18 protein-coding genes are annotated in these 21843 nt (G+C 55.1%); 14 read left to right on the top strand and 4 right to left on the bottom strand.

Going from position 1 to position 21843, the window contains the following annotated elements:
* Positions 1–59 precede the first annotated feature (59 nt).
* Positions 60–869: an oxidoreductase gene (locus tag EDF78_RS01455; protein WP_133822344.1), complete on the bottom strand. Its 810-nt coding sequence runs from the start codon at positions 867–869 to the stop codon at positions 60–62.
* Positions 870–945: 76 nt separating this feature from the next.
* Entirely contained in the window at positions 946–2052 is a 1107-nt protein-coding gene (locus EDF78_RS01460; RefSeq protein WP_133822345.1) for an NADH:flavin oxidoreductase, read from the bottom strand.
* A 452-nt stretch (positions 2053–2504) separates the two neighbouring features.
* On the opposite strand from EDF78_RS01460, the gene EDF78_RS01465 reads away from it, so the two are divergent.
* The 7 genes from EDF78_RS01465 to EDF78_RS01495 all read left to right on the top strand — a co-directional run bounded on the left by EDF78_RS01465 (position 2505) and on the right by EDF78_RS01495 (position 10611).
* Positions 2505–3074, top strand: a complete 570-nt coding sequence (locus EDF78_RS01465; protein WP_133822346.1) for a TetR/AcrR family transcriptional regulator — start codon at positions 2505–2507, stop codon at positions 3072–3074.
* A gap of 153 nt (positions 3075–3227) precedes the next feature.
* Positions 3228–4013, top strand: a complete 786-nt coding sequence (locus EDF78_RS01470; protein ID WP_095925825.1) for an alpha/beta hydrolase — start codon at positions 3228–3230, stop codon at positions 4011–4013.
* Positions 4014–4091: 78 nt separating this feature from the next.
* The gene (locus EDF78_RS01475; protein ID WP_095925300.1) at positions 4092–4763 is read left to right on the top strand and encodes a heavy metal response regulator transcription factor; all 672 of its coding nucleotides are present in this window, start codon (positions 4092–4094) and stop codon (positions 4761–4763) included.
* A complete protein-coding gene (locus EDF78_RS01480) occupies positions 4760–6163 on the top strand; it encodes a heavy metal sensor histidine kinase (protein ID WP_133822347.1) in 1404 nt (467 codons plus the stop codon). The genes EDF78_RS01475 and EDF78_RS01480 overlap by 4 nt, the downstream gene beginning before the upstream one ends.
* 287 nt (positions 6164–6450) lie before the next feature.
* Complete coding sequence (locus EDF78_RS01485; protein WP_133822348.1) at positions 6451–8283, top strand: beta-glucoside-specific PTS transporter subunit IIABC; 1833 nt, start codon at positions 6451–6453, stop codon at positions 8281–8283.
* Complete coding sequence (locus tag EDF78_RS01490) at positions 8283–9746, top strand: family 1 glycosylhydrolase (protein WP_133822349.1); 1464 nt, start codon at positions 8283–8285, stop codon at positions 9744–9746. The genes EDF78_RS01485 and EDF78_RS01490 overlap by 1 nt, the downstream gene beginning before the upstream one ends.
* A 28-nt stretch (positions 9747–9774) precedes the next feature.
* Positions 9775–10611 carry a transcription antiterminator gene (locus EDF78_RS01495; RefSeq protein WP_095925827.1) on the top strand — a complete coding sequence of 279 codons (837 nt, stop codon included), beginning with the start codon at positions 9775–9777 and terminating at the stop codon, positions 10609–10611.
* Positions 10612–10629: 18 nt separating this feature from the next.
* Here EDF78_RS01495 and EDF78_RS01500 read toward each other — a convergent pair whose 3' ends face one another.
* Positions 10630–12954: a molybdopterin-dependent oxidoreductase gene (locus EDF78_RS01500; RefSeq protein ID WP_133822350.1), complete on the bottom strand. Its 2325-nt coding sequence runs from the start codon at positions 12952–12954 to the stop codon at positions 10630–10632.
* Positions 12955–13183: 229 nt separating this feature from the next.
* On the opposite strand from EDF78_RS01500, the gene EDF78_RS01505 reads away from it, so the two are divergent.
* Genes EDF78_RS01505 through EDF78_RS01525 form a run of 5 tightly spaced genes read left to right on the top strand, consistent with a single transcriptional unit; the run spans position 13184 to position 19158 of the window.
* Positions 13184–14731, top strand: a complete 1548-nt coding sequence (locus tag EDF78_RS01505; protein ID WP_133822351.1) for an ABC transporter substrate-binding protein — start codon at positions 13184–13186, stop codon at positions 14729–14731.
* Complete coding sequence (locus EDF78_RS01510) at positions 14731–15729, top strand: ABC transporter permease (RefSeq protein ID WP_133822352.1); 999 nt, start codon at positions 14731–14733, stop codon at positions 15727–15729. The genes EDF78_RS01505 and EDF78_RS01510 overlap by 1 nt, the downstream gene beginning before the upstream one ends.
* On the top strand, positions 15726–16541 hold the full coding sequence (locus tag EDF78_RS01515) for an ABC transporter permease (RefSeq protein ID WP_133822353.1): 816 nt from the start codon (positions 15726–15728) through the stop codon (positions 16539–16541). The genes EDF78_RS01510 and EDF78_RS01515 overlap by 4 nt, the downstream gene beginning before the upstream one ends.
* Entirely contained in the window at positions 16541–18166 is a 1626-nt protein-coding gene (locus EDF78_RS01520) for an ABC transporter ATP-binding protein (RefSeq protein ID WP_133822354.1), read from the top strand. Before EDF78_RS01515 ends, EDF78_RS01520 begins: the two co-directional genes overlap by 1 nt.
* Positions 18163–19158 carry a membrane dipeptidase gene (locus EDF78_RS01525; RefSeq protein WP_133822355.1) on the top strand — a complete coding sequence of 332 codons (996 nt, stop codon included), beginning with the start codon at positions 18163–18165 and terminating at the stop codon, positions 19156–19158. Before EDF78_RS01520 ends, EDF78_RS01525 begins: the two co-directional genes overlap by 4 nt.
* Positions 19159–19210: 52 nt before the next feature.
* On the opposite strand, the gene EDF78_RS01530 is transcribed toward EDF78_RS01525, so the two are convergent.
* Positions 19211–19972, bottom strand: coding sequence for a FadR/GntR family transcriptional regulator (locus EDF78_RS01530; protein WP_133822356.1), 762 nt, complete (start codon positions 19970–19972; stop codon positions 19211–19213).
* A gap of 223 nt (positions 19973–20195) precedes the next feature.
* On the opposite strand from EDF78_RS01530, the gene EDF78_RS01535 reads away from it, so the two are divergent.
* Both EDF78_RS01535 and EDF78_RS01540 read left to right on the top strand, forming a co-directional pair.
* Complete coding sequence (locus tag EDF78_RS01535; RefSeq protein ID WP_095925310.1) at positions 20196–20936, top strand: SDR family oxidoreductase; 741 nt, start codon at positions 20196–20198, stop codon at positions 20934–20936.
* Between the two features lie 63 nt (positions 20937–20999).
* Positions 21000–21842 (top strand): fumarylacetoacetate hydrolase family protein, encoded by an 843-nt coding sequence (locus EDF78_RS01540; protein ID WP_133822357.1) that lies wholly within the window; start codon positions 21000–21002, stop codon positions 21840–21842.
* The last annotated feature ends 1 nt before the right edge of the window (position 21843 follow it).

Below are 21843 nucleotides of genomic sequence, written 5' to 3' on the forward strand. Positions count from 1 at the left end.
GAAACTCAGTAAACAGTTTTATGGGGGCGTGCAACGTCAGGTGATGGATAACTGATCTCTCAGAGCCCGAGGCTTTTACGAATTCCTTTATCCAGCAGAGAAGCTGTCAGGAAGCGGCGCATAAAAGCCAGTTTGGCTGCTGTTTTTCCGGCGGTGTAGCGAGTCCGTGGACGTCGATCCTGCGCCGCACCCACAACCACGCGGGCCACGACATCGGGTTCATCGGCTGACTTCAATGCATCGCTGACAATTATTTTCAGTGCGCTCCGGCGGGCTTTATAAACGTCCAGCGGGGCATCGGGGGGGACATTGTTGGCTTCGAACTGTGTGCGCGTGTAGGCAGGCTCAATAACGGATACCCGGATACCCTCGGTGCGCATTTCGTGATCCAGCGATTCCGTGTAACCTTCAACCGCGTGCTTGCTTGCTGCATATAGAGCAACATAGGGCATCGGCACCAATCCCAGAACCGAGCCGATATTGATGATGCGCCCCTGCTTCCGCGCACGCATGTGCGGCAGCACCGCCCGTACCATCCGGACAATACCCATAAAGTTAGTATCAAAAAGGCTCTGCGCCTGCGCTATTGAGCTTTCTTCGGCGGCTGCCGGCTCCAAACCAAATCCGGCGTTGTTGACCAGCAGGTCAATACAACCTTCACGGGCGATGAGCTCGTTGACTACCCCACTCACTGACTCATCGCGGGTCACGTCAAGTGTAAGCATGTTGAAGTAGAACTGGTCTTCTCTCACCTGTTTTCGACTGGTGCCATACACAGTGTAACCGGCATGATATAGCCTTTCCGCGACGGCCAGGCCGATGCCGGAGGATGCGCCGGTGATCAAGGCGACAGGTTTTTTTTCTTTCATATCACTTTCCCTTGATGCAAAAAATGCCGGCCAGAGCCGGCTTGGTATGTATTGATTTGTCGGTGGATTAAATCCATCAGAACAATGTCCCCAGGTCTTCTGCCTGAAACCCGTGCAGATCTTCCAAACGACCGGTGCGGATTTTCTGAACCCACTGCGGGTCAGACAGGAGTGCGCGGCCAACAGCAATCAGGTCAAACTCTTCGCGTTCCATGCGTGTGTACAGATTATCCAGCGCAGCTGTGCCAGAGCCCTGGCCGCCAAAGGCACCAAAGAAATCATCTGCAAGCCCCACCGACCCGACGCTGATGGTGGCGGCACCGGTAAGTTTTTTTGCCCAGCCGGCAAAGTTAAGGCCATCATTACCGTCAACATCCGGGAACTCTGGCTCCCAGAACCGACGCTGTGAGCAGTGGAGAATGTCCACGCCTGCTTCAACCAGCGGAACCAGCCACTCTGTCATCTCCTGAGGGGTTTCCGCCAGGCGGGCTGCATAGTCCTGCTGCTTCCACTGGCTGACACGAAGAATAAGCGGGAATTCAGGCCCGACCGACGCGCGCACTGCGCGCACAATATCTGCCGCAAAGCGAGAGCGTTCTGAAATGGTTTTGCCACCGAAGGCGTCAGTACGAAGGTTTGTGCCCTGCCAGAAGAACTGATCGATAAGGTATCCATGCGCACCGTGCAGTTCTACGACATCAAAACCAAGGCGTTTTGCCTCTGCGGCTGCCCGGGCAAAAGCGTCGACCGTATCGGCTATGTCTTCTTCTGACATAGTCATTCCTCTTGCGTCACCGGGGCCGACTAACCCTGAAGGGCTTTCAACCGGCGCATCAGGCTCCCATTCACCGCTTCGGGTCGAACCGGTATGCCAGATTTGCGGACCGATACGACCGCGGGCTGCATGAACAGCATCTACGACCTGCTTCCAGCCAGCCAGTGCCAGCTCGCCATGGAAGAAGGGAATGCCTGGCATATTGCGGGAGGCCGGGCGATTAACCACGGTTCCTTCTGTCAGAATAAGACCTGCTTCACCCTCGGCGCGGCGACGGTAATAACCGGCATTAGGCTGGCCTGGAATGCCTTCCGGGGTCATGCTACGGGTCATAGGAGCCATGACGATGCGGTTAGGCAGCGTCAGGCCTTTCAGGGTGAACGGAGAAAAGAGTATGTTATCGGACATCGATAAATTCCTTCTAAAGGGGGGTAAAAGATCACTGTAACGGGCAAGTTTTATTCATCATTCCCCAGGGTTCCTGGAGCCGCATATTCCTGTCTGAACTCCGCAAGCATGGCCTTGCAAGGCTGTTGATAAAGGTTCCAAAGATACTCATCGCCGGTGAGTCGCCGGTAATCAGTACTGAAGTGTTCTCAGGCATTTTTTCCCCTGGATCAGAGTGGAATTTACGCGCAAAGACTTTTTAAATGATGCGTGACATGTATAATAAATGTCAACCGTCATTTAACTATGGACGAGGCAGGTAATAATGCACTTCGCAACGATAGCTGGCATTCTTGCCAGAGCGCAGGGGGCTGGCGCAGAACATGTCTGCATCCGGCTTCCCCGTGCATAAGGGGCGAGACGAATATACGGGCGCTCACACCCCGGATTGTTTAACGGGTAATGGAGGATAAATGGGTCGGGTATCCAAAGAACAAATGGAACGCAACCGCGATAATATTATTAAAGCCTCCGCGGAACTGTTCCGGGAACGAGGTCTGGACGGCGTGAGCGTCAACGATGTGATGACGACCGTCGGCCTGACACACGGTGGATTTTACGGTCAGTTTAGTTCCAAAGACGAGCTTGAGGCTCTCGCCTGCCAACGTGCGTTTGATGATGTAAGTGATGCTTTCTCATTAAGCGGTATAACCACTTTCAACGGACTCCTGGATTCCTATCTTTCTGTTGAGCACAGAGATAATGCAGGCCACGGGTGTACCGTGACCGCATTGGCATCGGATGTGCAGCGTAAACCGCTGGAAAAGCCGGTACGCCAAACGTATATAGACGGTTTAAAGAAAATGGCTACGCAGTTGGCTGCAATTCAAAAAAATGACCCAGACTGCGAGCCCTCTGATATTCATCTTGTACAACTGGCAACGATGACGGGTGCATTGATACTTTCACGGGCCACCATGGGGGATGAGTTTTCTGAAAGATTTCTGAATGCCGTACGGGAGCATCTGAAAAAGATGTCATAAATTTCATCGCGCGACATTGGGTACCGCATGGGAGTCGGTTTCTGTGGCTACGTGTTCCCCGGCATGTATGTCATTTTTTTGTCATTTCCTCGTCAGTCTTTTGTTGGCCTCTGATTGATATATTGCCTTCACACACTGCACTGAGGATTTATTATGAAATTACGCAATCTGCCACTCATCACTTCTCTCGTCCTTGCCGGGATGACTATCTCAACGGTTCAGGCTGATACCAGCAAGCCAGTCGCAAATGCACCGGAAGTCACTAACATCGTGCTGGTTCATGGCTTGTTTGCGGATGCGTCGAGCTGGTCTAAGGTTATCCCGCTGCTGCAAGCCAAAGGCCTGCATGTGACTGCGGTGCAGAACCCGACGACGTCACTGGATAACGATGTTGCGGCGGTGAAACGGGCGCTGGCTCTGCAAAACGGCCCGGTCATTCTGGTCGCACACTCTTATGGGGGAATGGTGATTAGCCAGGCAGGGAATGAGCCGGAAGTGAAAGGCCTGGTATATATCGCTGCGCGTGCACCGGCAGCGGGTGAAGACTATCCGGCGCTGACAAAGAAATTCCCGGCATCGCCCGCTTCTGCGGGCATAAAATGGAATGACAATTTTGGTGCGTTAACGGAATCAGCCTTTGTTCATGATTTTGCAGGTGATTTGCCTGAGAAAGAAGCCAAAGCTTACTACGCCGTTCAGCAACCCATGGGCAAAGCCATCACGATGGCCAAAACCAGCGTCGCTGCCTGGGAATTTAAGCCGACGTATTACGCCGTCTCGACGGAAGACCGCACCATCAATCCTGATCTCGAGCGCTTCATGGCTAAACGTATGCATGCGCAGACGATCGAGCTAAAATCTAGTCATGTATCGTTAATTTCCCAGCCGGAAGCCGTGGCAAATCTGATTATGAAAGCCGCGCACGTGCCGGGTTATTAAACATTTCGCATCATCATGATGAGAAGAAATGGGCGCCGCGTGCGCCCTTTTCTCCTGCACGCCGAGGTTCTATCCTGTTTGAAAATCCTCATTATTGAAGACGAAGAGAAAACCGCCGAATACCTGAGAAATGGCCTTAATGAAGCGGGTTACACCGCCGACTGGGCCGCTAACGGTATCGATGGCCTTCATATGGCCCGGGAGAATGCTTACGACCTGATCCTGCTGGATGTGATGCTGCCCGAGATGGACGGCTGGACGGTGATGGAGCGACTGCGTATTCATCTCCAGACACCCGTGCTGTTTCTCAGTGCACTCGGGGCGCTGGAAGATCGCTTGCGTGGCCTGGGGTTGGGGGCTGATGAGTATCTGGTGAAACCCTTTTCCTATGCTGAACTGCTGGCCCGCATTCGCATCATCCTTCGCCGGGGCCAGCCGCAATCAGGTAATGTTTTATCGCTGGCAGATCTGGTCGTGGATATCGAAAAATTTCGGTGTGAACGCGCCGGGAAACGTATCACCCTGACCAACAAAGAATTTAAATTGCTGGTGTGTTTTCTCCAGCATCCCGGTCAGGTATTGTCGCGCACCTTTTTGGCTTCCCGCGTATGGGATATGAATTTTGACAGCGACACCAATGTGGTGGATGTGGCCGTCAGAAGATTAAGGCAAAAAATCGATGAGCCGTTTCAGAATCAATTAATACATACAATACATGGCGTGGGTTATCGCTGTGAGGAAGAGCCATGAGACGTATTTCCCTCACGTTTCGCCTCGCCGTTTTGCTCGCCGCCTTTTCGTTTGTGGCGTTTACTGTCATGGGCGGAGCACTTTATTATGCGTTACGGCACCAGTTGACACTGCGTGATGACGCGGCGCTTGTCTCACGGGTGGACCAGATCAGCACCTTATTACGGGATATGGATGCCCGTCAGCTTATTCATGAAAAGCCGCACCTGTTCGCGAATATGCTGGGAAACACGGAATCCCTGCTGGTTATCCGTTATACACAAGGCCCGACCTTACTGGAGGTCAATCCTCTCAAACGCCAGATCCCTGATGTCGCGCCGATCTCCGCCAACCAGAAACTGTCGCTGAATGTCGTGCACCATTCGCAAACGTCTGACGGGACACCCATGATTTCTATGGCGGCGACCAGTCAGTCTTCCAATGATTTACCCCCGCTGGAAATTATCTCAAGCCGTGTGTTAACCGACCGGACGCATATTTTGGATGTGTATCGCGATAACATCATTCTGTTTGCATCGATGATGGCCGCCATTTCGGTCGTTTTGGCCTTTATTTTTGCCCGCCGGGGGGTTTCTCCTTTGCGAAGGCTGGCGGAAAGAACCGCGAAGATTGGCACCAGAACCTTGTCCTCGCGTCTGGCCAAAGACGATGCACCCACTGAGCTGGATCCCCTGATTGATCAGATAAATGCCATGCTGGGCAGACTCGAACGCGGGTTTAAACAAATTAAACAAGTGAGTGGCGACATGGCCCACGATCTGCGTACGCCGATCACCATACTTCTCGGGCAAACTGAGGTAGGTCTGGGGGCGCCACGGGAAAATGAGTACTACCGGCGGTTGCTGGGGTCTAATTTTGAAGAACTCCAGCGCATGTCGCGCATGATTGATAACATGCTTTTTTTGGCGCAGGCCGAGCAGCCTGACCAGGAAATTCAGCGCATCGTTCTGGACGCCACGCAGGATATGAAGCGGATTTGTGATTATTTCGAAGACTTAGCTGCCGAACGCGATATCCGGATCCAGGTCAGCGGCCAGGGCACCCTGTTTGCCGACGCCATGCTCTTACGCAGAGCGCTGGCTAATCTGCTTTCCAACGCCGTACGCCATGCCGCAGCAGACAGCGTGATTGAAATCATTGCCTCCCCCGCCGCCGCAGGCATGAATATTCTGGTGGTCAACCAGGGCGAAACGATTCCTAAACACGATCAGGAAAGGATTTTCGACCGTTTCTATCGTGCGGATCCTTCCCGCCAAAACTCCTCCCACTCGAGCGGGTTGGGGTTGTCGATTGTCACCTCCATCATGCAATTGCACCAGGGCCGCTGCTGGGTTGAAAGCGGGCAAGGCACCACGACTTTCGGACTGTTCTTCCCGAATGCTGAGGAGTCAATGGGTTGACAGGATTCGTGAAAGTTTCGGTTTTGTTCGCTTAGCCCGCCGCGCAACTTCATTGATTGGGGTTTTGTCTTTAAAAAAGTCAGGGGCCATTCAGAAATTTTGCCAACGAGCTCACACTTACCGCCTTCTTCCCGATGATTACATTGACTTCAGGACCTAATTAATCAGAAATAGACCACAGGCGTGTTACTACCCAGCGTAGGCAAGACCTGAAGCCCCATCCTCTTCTTTGTAAGGTGATGGGGCTTCAGGTCTTTTTTTTTGTTTCGGCTCCGGGAATGGTGGCTATGAATCATCTGCAAGTTGCTCAGGAAATTGTGGCGCGGGTCGGCGGCGTGGAGAATATTGAACACGTTGAGCATTGTTCAACGCGGCTGCGGCTCAGCCTCTATAACAACGAAAAGGCCGACCAGACCGCGCTGGAAAAAATTTCCGGCGTGCTGGGCGTCAGGCTCAATGTTCAGTGCCAGGTGGTGATTGGCAGCGAAGTGATCCGGGTATATGACGCAGTCAAAGAACTGGTCAGCGGCCAGACGTCGCCGGTTCAGACTCAGCCGAAGCCAAAGAACACCCGCGTGCTCTCCGTCGTGGTGGATTTCATTATCAGCGTCTTCCAGCCGCTGGTTCCGGCCATTGCCGGAGGCGGCGTCCTGAAATCCTTGTTATTGCTGCTGGATGCGCTCGGCTGGCTGAGCCGCAGCAGTTCGACCTGGAAAGTACTGGATAATATTGGTTCAGCGCCGATCTATTTTCTGCCGATACTGGTGGCGATCACCACGGCGACCAAACTTAAGGTGAACATTCTTGTGGCGGTTTCCGCTGTATCGGTCATGGTGTTGCCGGGCATGGCAAAACATCTGGCTGACGGCGCGCAGTTTCTTTCGCTGGATCTGAAGAACGTCCCCTATGCCTCGCAGGTTTTTCCGGCCATTTTGTGCGTCCTTTTTTATGCGCAGACAGAGAAACTTTTCAACCGGTATACGCCGTCATCCGTGCGCGTTTTCCTTTCGCCAATGCTTTCCCTGATGATCACCGTACCCCTGACCTTACTGGTGCTCGGTCCGTTAGGATATGAACTCGGTGCCGGTCTGGCCAAAGTCATCCTGTGGTTATACGGCCACTTAGGCTTCATCGCGACGGCGTTGCTGGCAGCAGGTTTGCCCTTCATGGTGGCCGCAGGAATGCATAAACCGATGCTGCCGTATGCCATCTCTTCCATGAGCCAGCTCGGGCGCGAGTTCATCTACTTACCGGCGTCACTGGCGCACAACATTGCCGAATCAGGCACTTGCTTCGCCATCGCCATGAAAAGTAAAGATAAAGCCATGAAGTCCACTGCGTTTTCTGCCGGTATTTCCGCCTTGTTCGGCATTACCGAGCCCGCGATTTATGGCGTCACGCTGTTGCACAAGCAGGCGCTGTACAGCGTTCTGGCGGGCAGTTTTGTCGGCGGTGCTTTTGTCGGCTGGATGGGCATTCAGGCTTTCGCGCTGGTCGGGCCGGGTTTAGCCACCATCTCAATATTTGTCTCCCCTGAAAACAGCATGAATATCGTCTATGCCCTCGCCGGCGTGGTGATTGCTTTTGGCGTCTCTTTTGTCAGTGCGCTGATGCTGTGGAAAGAGAAAAGTATGCCGCTTCCTGCTGAGGCCGTGGTCAGTTCACTGGATCTGGTGCAGCCGGTAGAGGGGAAAGTCATCCCGCTTGAGCAGGTGAATGACGATGTATTTTCCAAACGCATCATGGGTGAGGGTATTGCCATCATTCCCCAGGCAGGTGTGCTCAGCGCGCCTGCCAGCGGCGTGATCGTGAATGTTTTCGAGACCGGCCACGCGGTCAGTATGCTCAGCGACAGTGGCATTGAGCTGATTTTCCACATCGGTATCGACACCATCAAACTGAACGGCGAGGGATTTACCCCCCGCGTTGAAACCGGACAAAGGGTGTCCGTCGGCGACATCCTGGTGGAATTTGATGTGGATGCCCTGACCCGCGCCGGGTTTGATCCGGTGGTCATTATGGTGATCACCAACAGCGAGCGGTTCACGTTAGAACCGGAACCCGCCGCCTTACAGATTAATCATCGCCCCGTTGTTATGACTTTAAAGGAGTCCGTGTAATGACCAGTAAACCAACGTTTCCGAAAGACTTTTTATGGGGAGGCGCTATCGCCGCCAATCAGGCGGAGGGCGCATGGAATATCGACGGCAAAGGCCCTTCCGTGGCGGATGCCATCACCTGGAAACCCAATGTCTCGCTCAAAGATTACAGCGCGCACATGGCGCTGACCGATGAAAATATCGCGGATGCACTTCAGGGGAAAAACGACGAGCTGTACCCAAAACGCCGCGGGATAGATTTCTACCATCGTTATAAAGAGGATCTGGCTTTATTCGCCGAAATGGGCTGTAAGGTTTTGCGCGTGTCCATCGCCTGGTCGCGAATTTTCCCGACCGGAGAAGACAGGGAACCGAATGAGGCCGGACTGGCGTTTTATCACGAATTATTCAGCGAGATGAGAAGGCTCAACATCGAACCACTGGTCACACTGTCGCATTACGAAATGCCACTGGCGCTGAGCGAAAAATACAATGGCTGGGTACATCGTAACGTGGTGGATGCCTTTGTGCGTTTCTGTCGCGTGTGTTTCGAACGTTACAAAGACCTGGTGGTTTACTGGCTGACGTTTAACGAAATCGACAGCATCCGCCGTCATCCCTTTACCACCGCCGGGATCAGGGAAGAAAAAAGTGCGGAAGGCCGCGCGGAACAGGATATCTATCAGGGTTTGCATCATCAGTTTGTGGCATCGGCTTTGGTCACCCGCGACTGCCATGCGATCATTCCCTGCAGCCAGGTCGGATGCATGCTGACCAAACTGACCACCTACCCGCGCACCTGTAAACCCGAAGACGTAGAAGCCACGCTGAAAAAGAATCTGGAAAACATGTTCTACGCGGACGTGCAGGTGTTTGGTGCCTACCCGCCACTGATCACGCGTGACCTCGAACGCCGCGGGATCCACATTGAAATGCAACCCGGTGATACTGAAATACTGCGCGCTTACACCGTCGATTTTGTTTCTTTCAGCTATTACATGTCGCTGACCGAATCCACTCAGCCGGATGCAGAACGTATTCCCGGCAATACCATTCTTGGCGTCAAAAACCCTTACCTTCCGGCATCAGAATGGGGCTGGCAGATTGACCCGGTCGGATTGAAAATCTCGTTGCTTGAACTGTATGACCGCTACCAGAAACCGCTGTTTATCGTGGAATGTGGCCTCGGGGCGAAAGACGAGGTCGTCGCTGGAAAAATTCATGACGATTACCGTATCGACTATTTCCGCGCCCACTTCGAACAGGTAAAAAACGCCATCGATGAAGGTGTTGAGGTCATGGGCTTTACGACCTGGGGGTCAATCGACATCATCAGCGCCGGAACCTCGCAAATGTCCAAGCGTTATGGTTTTATCTATGTCGATCAGGATGATGAAGGTGCGGGTTCTCTGGCACGTCTGCGCAAAGACTCGTTTTTCTGGTACCAGAAAGTCATCGCGACAAATGGCGCGGACATGGCGTAATCGTGACAATCAGCCGCAGGAACAGACCGTGATTACAGTGAAGAAATCGCTCAATAACAGCATGCTTCTGGTTGAAAATGAGCAGGAGGAAATGGTGCTGTTTGGCAAAGGGCTGGGGTTCAACGCAAAGCCCGGCATGCAGATTGATATTGCGCACGTCGAGAAGGTTTTTATACCGATACAGGATTTGAAATCGCGACATTTTCTGTCACTGACGGCCACCATTCCTGCGGCCTTTTTTGATGTCACCCACGACATTATTCAGCTGGCGCAGCAAAGTTATGTCAAAAAACTCCATTCCTCGCTGTTTTTCACCCTCACGGAACACCTGTTTTTTGCCGCAGAACGTTGCAAAAAAGAACAGAGTTTTGTCAACAAACTGGGCTGGGAGATAAAACGCTATTATCAGAAAGAATACGAAATTGCTCGTCAGGCCAGCGCGATGGTCAGTGCGCGTTTCGATATTTCCCTGCCTGCCGACGAAGCGGTGAATATTGCCTTTCATCTGATTAATGCGTCAGGTGACAACGACACCACCACCGCCCATCAGCAGGTAGAACTGGTAAACCGCATCGCTGAAATTGTCCGCTATAAGCTGAACAAAATCCTCGATATTGACTCAGTGAACTACAACCGTTTCATCACCCACGTGCGTTATTTCGCTGAAAGGATCCTCAGCGGAAAAATCGCGGCCAGTGACACGGAGGATTTTTATCAGGAACTGCTGCGCCATCGTCCGGGCGCGATGGCGGTTTCCCTGTCCATACGCGATTATGTGCAGGAAAAATACGCCATCGCCTTACCCAAAGACGAACTGACCTGGCTCAGCCTGCACATCAGCAGGCTGGAGGATGGCGGGGCCTAAATTTTCCCTTCACCCGCATCAGTTGCCTGAGTCATCAGCAGCAACAAACGCCGGCGGCAGGAAGGCGGTAACCTCGGGTAAAGCCGCGTTCCAGCGTTCGATATCAATCCAGCAGCTTTGTGCGCTGCACCCCTGCCCGAGTCGCGAACTGCCACGATCTTCCGTCAGTACGTTCGGGTTGCCGTGTTTATCCAGCGGGTCGGGTTGCGACGGGTCCTGCGGGTCGTACCAGGCACCGGTAGACATCTGCACCACGCCGGGGCGCAGATCTTCGGTCAGATGAACACCCGCCAGGATTGCGCCACGATCGTTAAACACCCGCACGATACTGCCCTCAGTGATACCGCGAGCGGCGGCATCCTGTGGGTGTAACCACAGCGGTTCACGGTCACTGATTTTAGTCTTGCGGCTGACGCTGCCATGATCGTACTGGCTGTGCAGCCGCGTGCGTGGCTGGCTGGAAAGCAAATGCAGCGGCCAGCGCGCGCGGGTTTCCTGCTGTTCGCGATAATCCTGTTCATACCAGAACGGGAAACCCGGACATTCCTCGTAATCGAAATTTGCCACCGTCTGTGAAAACAGTTCGATCTTGCCTGACGGCGTCGCCAGCGGCGACCCCTCAGGGTCACGGCGAAAGTCTTCGAACAGGATCTGCGGCGTATCCGGACGCGCATATTCCAGTTTGCCCTGTTGCCAGAAATCATCGAATTCCGGCAGCTCAATGCCATCGGCCTGCGCACGGGGAACTGAAAGCTGGTAGATATGCCGCAGCCAGTCCGTCGCATCGCGCCCTTCGCTGAAGACCTCGCCAAAGCCCATCTGCTGCGCGAGCGCGGCAAATATCGCGTAATCGCTGCGCGCCTCACCGACCGGTGCAATATGCTGACGCATGGCAATCATGTAACCATCGTTGCTGGCGCTGCCGATATCCTCACGCTCAAGTGACGTTGTCACCGGCAGCACGATATCGGCGAACTTCGCCTGCGCCGTCCAATACTGTTCATGCACCACCACGGTATCGGGCTGACGCCAGGCTTTCACCAGCCGGTTGATATCCTGATGATGGTGAAACGCGTTACCGCCCGCCCAGTAAACCAGCCGGATATCGGGATACTGACAGTTTTTGCCATCGAACTGATACGCGCCGCCGGGATTGAGCAACATGTCGGAAAGCCGCGCCACGGGGATGTGATCGTTCACCGCATTTTTACCCATCGGCAAACGCGGGCCGGAGAAGGTGCGGCGATCGGCGCCTGCAAGATTGGTAGACGCGTAGGCAAAGCCCAGCCCGCCGCCCGGCGTGCCGATCTGTCCGAGTAAAGACGCCAGCGCCACCGTCGCCCAGAAAGTTTGTTCGCCCTGTCGTGCGCGTTGCAAAGACCAGGCGATATTAATCATGGTGTGCTTTTCGGACATCTCACGCGCCAGCGTGCGGATGGCCTGCGCGCTGATGCCGGTCAACGGTTCTGCCCATTCCGGTGTTTTGGCCTGCCCGTCACGAGCACCCGTCAGATAATCGCTGAACGTACTGAAGCCGACGGTATGGCTGGCGACAAAACCCGCGTCATAGCGGGATTCCTCGACGAGCACATGACTGAGCGCCAGCAACAGTGCGGTATCGCTGCCCGGTTTGAGGGACAGCCATTCGGCCGTTTTCACCGACGAGAGATCATTCTTCACCGGGCTGACATTGATGAAACGGGTGCCGGTTCGCTCCATTTCCTGTAACCAGTATTTCAGCGAGTGATCGTTGGCACCGCCACCGTTGACCTGCGCATTGCGCCACGGCAGTCCGCCGAAGGCAACGAACAGTTCGCACTTTCCGGCCAGCACGGACCAGTGAGTATGCTGTTTTTGCAGCACATCCAGATCACCGATAATGTGCGGCAATAAACGCTCCGCCGCCGCCAGACTGTAGGTGTTTGTGCTGCCGGTATAGCCGCCAAACTGATTGAAGAACCGGTGCATCTGGCTTTGCGCATGGTGAAAACGACCGGCGCTCGACCAGCCGTAAGACCCGGCATAGAACGCAGAATTACCGTGGGTGTCCTTTACGCGTGCGAGTTCAGCCGCAACCAGCGACAGCGCCGTCTCCCAGCTGACTTCGACAAAAGGCTCTTTGCCGCGTCCTTCACGCGAGGCCGCGCCGTTTTGCAAATAGCCCAGCCGGACCGCAGGGCGACGCACGCGGCTGGGTCCGTCGACTGAACCCATCAGGGATTGTCCGATTTCAGACGGATTACGATCCCATTCCACGGGTTCAACAGATTTTAAAACACCGTCAGCCGTGGCAACGCGGTACGTTCCCCAGTGCATAACAGCCAGATCATGGTTTTTTTTCATTATAAGCAGGTAAATTCAGGCAAAAAAATACCCTAGCATGCCGTAGCACCCGCGGCTACGCTGTCTGTGTTATTTCTAATTTTATCATACGCTTATCTTATTTACGTATTAGACACCCCCTTCCCTATTTCTTAGGATTACGCCCCTTTGGGGCAATTTCTGACCATCAGGTTCGCCTGTGCAGCAGGGTATTCACACCGTATCAGCCTATAAAATAAGGATAATAAAAATGCCAAATTCCTGGAATCGTCGCGATTTCCTCAAGTATTCTCTGGCCGCCGGCGCCGCTTCCGGGCTCAGTTTTACCCTGCCCGCCGCCGCTGCCGACAACACACCGAAGAAAGGCGGACATCTCAAACTGGGCATTGATGGTGCGGCGACCACCGACGTGTTGGATCCGGCAAGCTGGATCAGTTCATACATGATGGTGGTAGGTTGTGCCTGGGGCGATACGCTGGTGCGCACCGATCCGGTCAGCGGCAAAGCGATACCGGGGCTGGCAGAAAGTTGGGAAAGCGCCGACAAATCATCGCGCTGGATATTTACCCTGCGTAAGGGCGTTCAGTTCCATAACGGCCAGGCGCTGACGGCAGAAGATGTCGTCAAAACCCTTTCCCGTCACCGTGATCCGAAATTCCGTTCCGGCGTAATTGCCTATCTGTCATCCATCAGTACCGTCACCAGTGATAGCGATAAAATCACCATTACTCTCAATGAAAGCAATGTCGATTTTCCGCTGGTACTTTCGCTGTGGAACCTGCAAATCCAGCCCGGTGGCGGCTATGAAAATCCTAACGCCGGGATCGGCACCGGGCCTTACCGCATGGTCAAATTCGAGGCTGGCGTCTATACCCAGCTGGAGAAAAACCCGCATGACTGGGACAGCAGCCGGGGCAATGTGGCGAGTGCAGAAGTGATCGCGATTAACGACGCATCGAGCCGGGTTGCAGCACTGTCTACCGGAAAAGTACATTTCATCAGCGGGCTGAGCCCGAAAATCGTGGCACTGCTGAAAAGCGGTCCGGTCACGATTTACAACACACCGGGACGCGGACATTACACATTGCCGATGATGGTCAACACCCCGCCGTTCGACAATAACGACCTGCGTCTGGCGCTGAAACTGGCCATTGATCGCCAGCAAATTCTGGATCGCGTGCTGGGCGGTTATGGCTCGCTGGGCAATGATTTCCCGGTCAACAGTGCGTATCCGCTGTTCCCGGCCGAAATCCCGCAACGCCAGTACGACGCCGATCAGGCCGCATTCCACTTTAAAAAATCCGGCTACAGCGGGCCCATTGTGCTGGATGTCGCCGAAGGGGTTTTCCCCGGTGCCGTCGATGCCGCCACGCTGTTCCAGCTCAGCGCGCAGAAAGCCGGGATCAAAATTGATATCCGCCGCCAGCCCGATGACGGCTACTGGAATAATGTCTGGCGTAATAAACCGTTCTGCGTGTCGTCATGGGGAACGCGTTTAACCCAGGATCTGATCTATTCGCTTGAACTGGGTCCGTCTTCAGCCAGCAATGAAACCCATTTCGCTAATCCGCAATTTGCCAGCCTGCTCAAACTCGCCCGGGCAGAAGAGGATGAGGCCAAACGCCGCACGCTGTATCACGACATTGCGCTGATTGTGCGTGATGAAGGCGGCACCCTGCTGCCGGTGTTTAATAATTACCTCAATGCCAGCAGCAACAAACTTCAGGGCTATATCGAAGATGTCGGCAACGATTTATCTAACGGTCACGTCATCTCACGCGTCTGGCTGAACAACTGATGAAAAGTTTTATTGCCCGTGGGGTGCGCGGCACGGCGCCCCGTCATCCGCTCGCCCGCGCCATAAGTCACCGCCTGCTGCTGGCGGTGATTTTACTCTGGGGTGTATCGCTGCTGATCTTCGCCGCCGTCAACGCCCTGCCCGGTGATTTTGCTGCCGCGTCACTGGGACGCGCAGCGACACCTGAGGCGATTGCCAGTATCAGACAAAGTCTCGGGCTGGATAAGCCGCTGGTCACCCGTTATCTGCTGTGGATGCTACAGATTTTCAAAGCCGATTTCGGGCTCTCATGGGCCAGTCAGCAACCGGTCAGCGCACAGCTCGGGCACCGGTTACTCAATTCACTGTGGCTTGCGGGTGCCGCCGCGTTACTGGCGATCCCGGTCGCGTTACTGGGCGGACTGTTCGCCGTGCGCTATCTGCACCGACTGCCCGACCGGGTGATTACGCTGGTATCCCTGATTATTCTCTCACTGCCGGAATTTTTAATCGGCTATCTGCTGATTCAGGTGCTGGTGTTACACGTGGGCGTCTCGACGTTTCCCTCGACGATTTATGACGGGATGAGCCTGCCGGATCGTCTTTCCGCCCTGTTGCTGCCGGTGCTGACACTGGCGATTGCCGTGCTGGCAAACATGTTGCGATCGGCACGCAGTGCGCTGATGTCGGTCACCAGTACGCCGTGGATGGAAACAGCGCGGCTGAAGGGATTACCGCCGCTGCGTATTTTATGGCGACACGCCGCACCAAATGCCATTTCCCCTGTCCTGACCGTGATCGCCATGAATCTGGCCGGGCTGATTGTCGGTGCGATGATCATCGAAGTGATTTTTGTCTATCCGGGTGTCGGGCAATACATGGTGGATGCCGTCACCGTACGCGACATCCCGGTCGTGCAGGCCTGCGGGCTGGTGTTTGCCGCCGTGTATATTCTGCTTAATTTACTGGTCGATATGCTGGCGATGGCGGCAAACCCACGACTGAGGTTCCCGCGATGAAATCACTTTTCTCCTCAGCGAGCGCCGTGACCGGTGCGTTTCTGCTGCTCCTGTTTGTCTTCGCCTCGCTGGCCGCACCGTGGATCGCGCCTTACGATGCCCGTCAGATAAGCGGTGAAATCTGGCAACCCATGAGTGCCGCCCACTGGCTGGGCACCGATAATCTCGGCAGGGATTTGTTCTCCCGTCTGCTGTCTGGCGCGCGTCTTACCTTGTCGTTTGCTTTTGTGATTTCGGTAATGGCTATGCTTGCGGGCACGCTGCTGAGCTTTCTGGCGGTCAGCGTGGGAGGCGTGGTGGAGGGGGTATTGTCACGCCTCAACGATTTGTTTATGTCACTGCCGTCGCTGATTATCGCGCTGGTGGCGCTGGCGGTGTTACCACAAACTAACAGCACGCTGGTCGTTGTGCTGGCCGCCATCGGTGCGACGCGCGTTTATCGTCTCGGTTACAGTCTTGCCTCGCATATTCTGGCCACGGATTACATGGAAGCCGCAAAGCTCGCCGGCGAATCTCACGCGTACCGGGTCATCCGCGAAATGCTGCCCAACGCCCGCTTTCCGCTGCTGGCGGAATGGGGAATGCAGTTCAGCGCCAGCATTCTGTTTATCTCGACACTCTCTTTCATCGGGCTGGGGATCCAGCCCCCCGCAGCCGACTGGGGCGCCATCGTGCGGGAAAATAAAGACGGCATTCTGTTTGGTGTCAGTGCCGCCTTTTACCCTGCCATCGCCATTTCGTTGCTGGTCATTGCCGTCAATTTGCTGGTCGATGCCCTGAGCAGAACGCTGCAACAACAGGAGGATCAGTGATGTCAGAGGCACTCTTACAAGTCGCACAGCTGTGCGTGGGACATCAGCAAACTGTATTGATTGACAAGGTGTCTTTTGAATTACGCAAAGGCGACGTGCTGGGCGTAATCGGCGAATCTGGCGCCGGGAAATCCACCCTGGGACTCGCGGTGATGGGGCATTATCGCGGCGCGCTGCGACCGCTTAGCGGCAGCATTACTTTTCAGGGGCACACTTATCATCCCCGGGATGCCTGTCGTTTGGCGACACATCAGGGCAAACGCGTTTGTTATGTCGCGCAATCGGCCAGTGCTGGTTTTAATCCGGCATTTCCGCTGGGTTCGCAGGTAATTGAAGCCGCGTGTTATCACGGCGTCCTGACGCCTGAAGCCGCACAGGAAAAGATGTTACAGCTGTTCGCCCTGCTCGGTTTGCCAGATCCGGCACAGTTCGCCAGACGCTATCCTCATCAGGTTTCCGGTGGTCAGTTGCAGCGGGCAATGACCGCCATGGCGCTGTGCTCCTCGCCTGATTTGATTGTTTTTGATGAGCCGACCACCGCGCTGGATGCCACTACGCAGCTCGACGTTCTGGCGGCTATCCGCCACGCGGTGAAACAAACCCGGACGGCGGCGCTGTATATTTCGCACGATATTGCCGTGGTCTCGCAAATTGCCGACAACCTGCTGGTGTTGCGCCACGGTAAACAGATCGAATATGGCCGCACTGCCGATATCCTTAGGTCAGCCGCACATCCTTACACCCGGGCATTACTCAATACCCGACATCCGGCACCGCTGCCGGTCGCTGAACAACATGCGCCGGTGCTTGAACTGCGTGACCTGACCGTCGGATACGGTCACGGGGAGCCGGTTATCTCGCAGCTTTCGCTGACACTGCCCCGGGGGCAAACCTTCGTGCTGGTCGGCGAGTCTGGCTCCGGTAAATCCACCCTGGCCCGTACGCTGGCCGGGCTGCAAAAGCCGCAATCCGGCGAGCTGACGCTGGAAGGCAAGGCACTGTCGTTTGATTGTCAGCGGCGAACTGCGCAGCAGCGCTGGCAAATCCAGTACATTTATCAGAACGCGGATACCGCGCTGAATCCGCGCCACCGGGTACGTGAGCTGATCGGGCGGAATATCATGCGCCGCAGCGGTTTGCGCGGTGCTGCGCTTAAAGCACGCCTCAGCCAGTTGCTTGAGCAGGTGGAACTGGCACCGGAGCTGGCCGACCGTTTTCCTTCGCAGCTTTCAGGCGGACAAAAACAGAGAGTGGCAATTGCGCGGGCGCTGGCAGCGGAACCGGACATTCTCATTTGCGATGAACCTACCTCTGCGCTGGATCCGCTGGTCGCGCAGGGCGTACTGGCCTTGTTCAGACAACTTCAGCAGTCTGCCGGCCTGACTTTGCTTTTTATCACTCACGACATCGCGACGGTGCGCAGTATTGCCCATTCCGTGGCCGTCATGCATCGCGGCAAACTGGTGCGTAAGGGCTTGCGGGAGACGGTGCTGACGCCGCCTTTCGATGATTACACCGCGCGTCTGTTGCAGGCGGAACCGACGCTCGAACCCGGCTGGCTGGCATCAGCCCTGAAGGTTCCGTCTTCCGAACACCCCTTGTCATTGCAGGAAATACTCACATGATCCAGACCGATATAGCCCGACGCGCCCGCGCAATTTTTTCCGACTCGCTGGTCTGGGATGGCCACTCCGGCTTCATGCCCGATCCGGCGGCAGACCTGAATAATCTTCAACTCTGGCGGGATGCGGGCGTGCATTACCTGTCGGTGGATGTCGGCTTTGATGTCCTGCCGTGGGAGCAGACAGTACGCAATCTGGCGGCATTCCGGCACTGGATCCTCGATCATGCTGATGATTACCTGCTGGTGAATCAGCCGGAGGATATTCTCACCGCCCGTGCCTCTGGTAAGCTGGCGATCACTTTTGATATCGAAGGGATGAACGCGCTGGATGGCCGCGTTGAAATGGTGGAGTTTTATCATCACCTGGGTGTACGACAGATGCTGTTTGCCTATAACCGCAATAATCTGGCGGGTGGCGGCTGCCATGATGAAAACACAGGTTTGACGTCATTCGGCAAAGAAGTGATTGATGAAATGAACCGCGTTGGCATGTTCGTTGATGTCTCTCATTGCAGTCTTCAGACCAGCATCGAAGCCATTGAATACTCCAGTAAGCCGGTCATATTTTCCCATTCCAATCCAAAAGCCATACATGCGCACGGCAGAAACATCAGTGATGAACAAATCAGGGCGTGTGTGAACCATGGCGGGCTGATTGGCGTGAACGGGATTGGTGAGTTCCTGGGTGACAGCGCCCCCGACGCCGCGCTGTTCGCCCGGCATGTTGATTATCTGATTCATCTCGCCGGTCCCCGCCACGTGGGAATAGCACTGGATTATGCCTTCCCGGTGGGCAATGTCAGTACCGGCGACATTCTGGCGGCACATCCTGAATACTGGCCCGCAGAGGAATATTCAGGCGAAGGTGGCTACGTGCATCCCTCCGCGCTGGAAGAGGTTGTCGGCCATTTGTTACAGTCAGGACACAGCGAAAAAGTGATCCGCAATGTGCTGGGGGAAAACTTCTTACGGCTGGCGAGAGAAGTCTGGTAAACGCTCATGGCAGGCACTGAAATAGAGTACGGGTTCAGATGCCGCGCCTTTTTCACCCCTGGCCGAAAATCTTAATCACCGCATCCAGATGTTCCTTCATGGCTTTCTTCGCCGCGCGGCTGTCCCGCGCTTCCAGCGCCGTCAGGATTTCCAGATGTTCAATCTCAGAACGGTGCGGCATGTCCTGCGGCGTGTAGTGTAATTGCAGGCTGCGGAACATGGTGCCGTAACGGTGGCCGAGCAGGTGCGCGATGATAAAAGCATAGGCCGGATTTCCGCTGGCCTGGGCGATGCGGATATGGAATAACCGGTCGCCGGGATGGGTGGCTGAGCCGTTGCGGTTATCGCGACAATTCTGCTCATATGCCAACCTGATCGCCGCAAGTTCGTCGTCGGTGGCGTTTCTTGCTGCCAGCGCGGCGGTTTCAGGTTCAATCAGACGCCGGGTTTGCAGCAGCGAAAACGGCGGCAACTCGGCAGTGAAATCCAGCTCGATATTCAGCTCGTCGTCCACATCCGCCCACTGATTACGCCCTGCCTGCGACATCACCGGTTCCTGCGAAGGCGTGACCGGTACCGCCGGAGGATGGCGCACGATCACACCATTTCCCACACGCACATCCACCAGCCCGATCACTTCCATCGCAATCAGCGCCTCACGCACCGAAGCCCGGCTGACCTGCAACTGACTCGCCAGTTCACGTTCGGCAGGAAGACGGCTGCCGGGCGGAAATTCTTTGTTATCAATTAACGTTTTTAGCTGGTCAGCTATCTGCCTGTATATTCTGGGATTTTCTAATTTCTTTATCGGCATCGGACACCTGAGGTCAATTCTCAATAAGTGATTCAGCTAGCATTTTCCGGACAAAAATCTTGCTGATTTGTTTTATGCATGTAAAAAATTGGTTAACCGAAATAGCGTTTTAAGAAACAGCTTGCCGGACATCTTAGCAAACTGCACCGCTTTTAACGCGTTTTTTTCGCCTCCAATGGCCTGACCATTAGTCCTTTAAAGTGACGTTTTACGGGGAAAGACAATGAACCTGACAGGGAAAAAAGTGCTGATCACCGCCGCCGGACAAGGCATCGGTTTTACTACCGCGACGCTGTTTGCCCGTGAAGGCGCAGAGGTGATTGCCACCGACATCAATATCGACGCGTTGCGTGATATTCCGGGCATTACCCCTCGCCTGCTGGACGTAACGGATCCGCAGGCCATCGCCGCACTGGCGGAAGAAACCGGCGCGATTGATGTGCTGTTTAACTGTGCGGGCGTGGTGCACAGCGGCGACATTCTGACCTGCACCGAACGCGAATGGCAGTTTGCCCTCGACCTTAACGTCACCGCGATGTTCCGCATGATCCGCGCGTTTCTGCCCGCCATGCTCGAGCGCAACAGCGGCTCGGTGATCAACATGTCGTCGGTCGCTTCCAGCATCAAGGGTGTGCCGAACCGCTTTGCTTACAGCGCCTCAAAAGCGGCGGTGATCGGCCTGACCCGCTCGGTCGCGGCGGATTACGTCACCCGCGGGATCCGCTGCAACGCCATTTGCCCCGGCACGGTGGAATCGCCGTCCCTGCGCCAGCGCATTGCCGCACAGGCGCAGGCAGAAGGCCGCAGTGAAGCCGAAGTTTATGCGGCATTTGTCGCCCGCCAGCCGATCGGACGTATCGGTAAAACCGAAGAAATCGCCCAGCTGGCGCTGTATCTGGCCTCGGATGCCAGTTCATACACCACCGGCACGGTTCAGATTATTGACGGCGGCTGGAGCAACTGACGCGCCAGCAGCGTTAACCCTTTGATATTCACAGACCTGACTTTTACAGAAGGACACTGACCGATGAAATTATTACGTTACGGCAACCCCGGTTCTGAACGCCCCGGCCTGCTCGACAGCAATGGCAAATTGCGCGACCTCAGCGCGTACGTCAAAGACATCAGCGGCGAGTTTTTACAGCCTGAAACGCTGGATAAATTGCGCCAGCTCGATCCGCAAAGTTTGCCGCTGGTCAGCGGTGAACCGCGTCTCGGTGCCTGCGTCGGCAAGGTCGGAAAATTTATCTGTATCGGTCTGAACTATGCCGATCACGCCGCCGAAACCGGCGCGGAGATCCCAAAAGAACCGGTGATTTTCAGCAAATGGACCAGTGCGATTGTCGGGCCAAACGACGATGTGGAAATCCCGCGTGATTCGGTCAAAACCGACTGGGAAGTGGAACTCGGCGTGGTGATCGGCACCGGCGGGCGCTATATCAGCGAGGCCGATGCGCTGTCGCACGTCGCCGGTTACTGCGTGATCAACGATGTGTCCGAGCGTGAATTTCAGATTGAACGCGGCGGCACCTGGGACAAAGGCAAAGGCTGCGACACCTTTGGCCCGACCGGCCCGTGGCTGGTGACGGCTGATGAAATCCCCGATCCGCATCAGCTGAATCTGTGGCTGGAAGTGGACGGCAAGCGTTATCAGAACGGCAATACGCGCACCATGATTTTCCAGATCCCCGAAATTATCAGTTATCTGAGCCGCTTTATGAGCCTGCAACCGGGCGACATTATTTCAACCGGGACCCCGCCGGGTGTCGGACTGGGGCAAAAACCGCCGGTGTATCTGAAAGCCGGGCAGGTCATGCACCTCGGAATTGAAGGTTTGGGCGAACAGCGTCAGAAGACGGTGCAGGCATAAC

Origin of the sequence: Rahnella sp. BIGb0236 (genome assembly GCF_004364755.1) — a bacterium.
In the GTDB taxonomy this organism is placed as follows: Bacteria; Pseudomonadota; Gammaproteobacteria; order Enterobacterales; family Enterobacteriaceae; genus Rahnella; species Rahnella victoriana.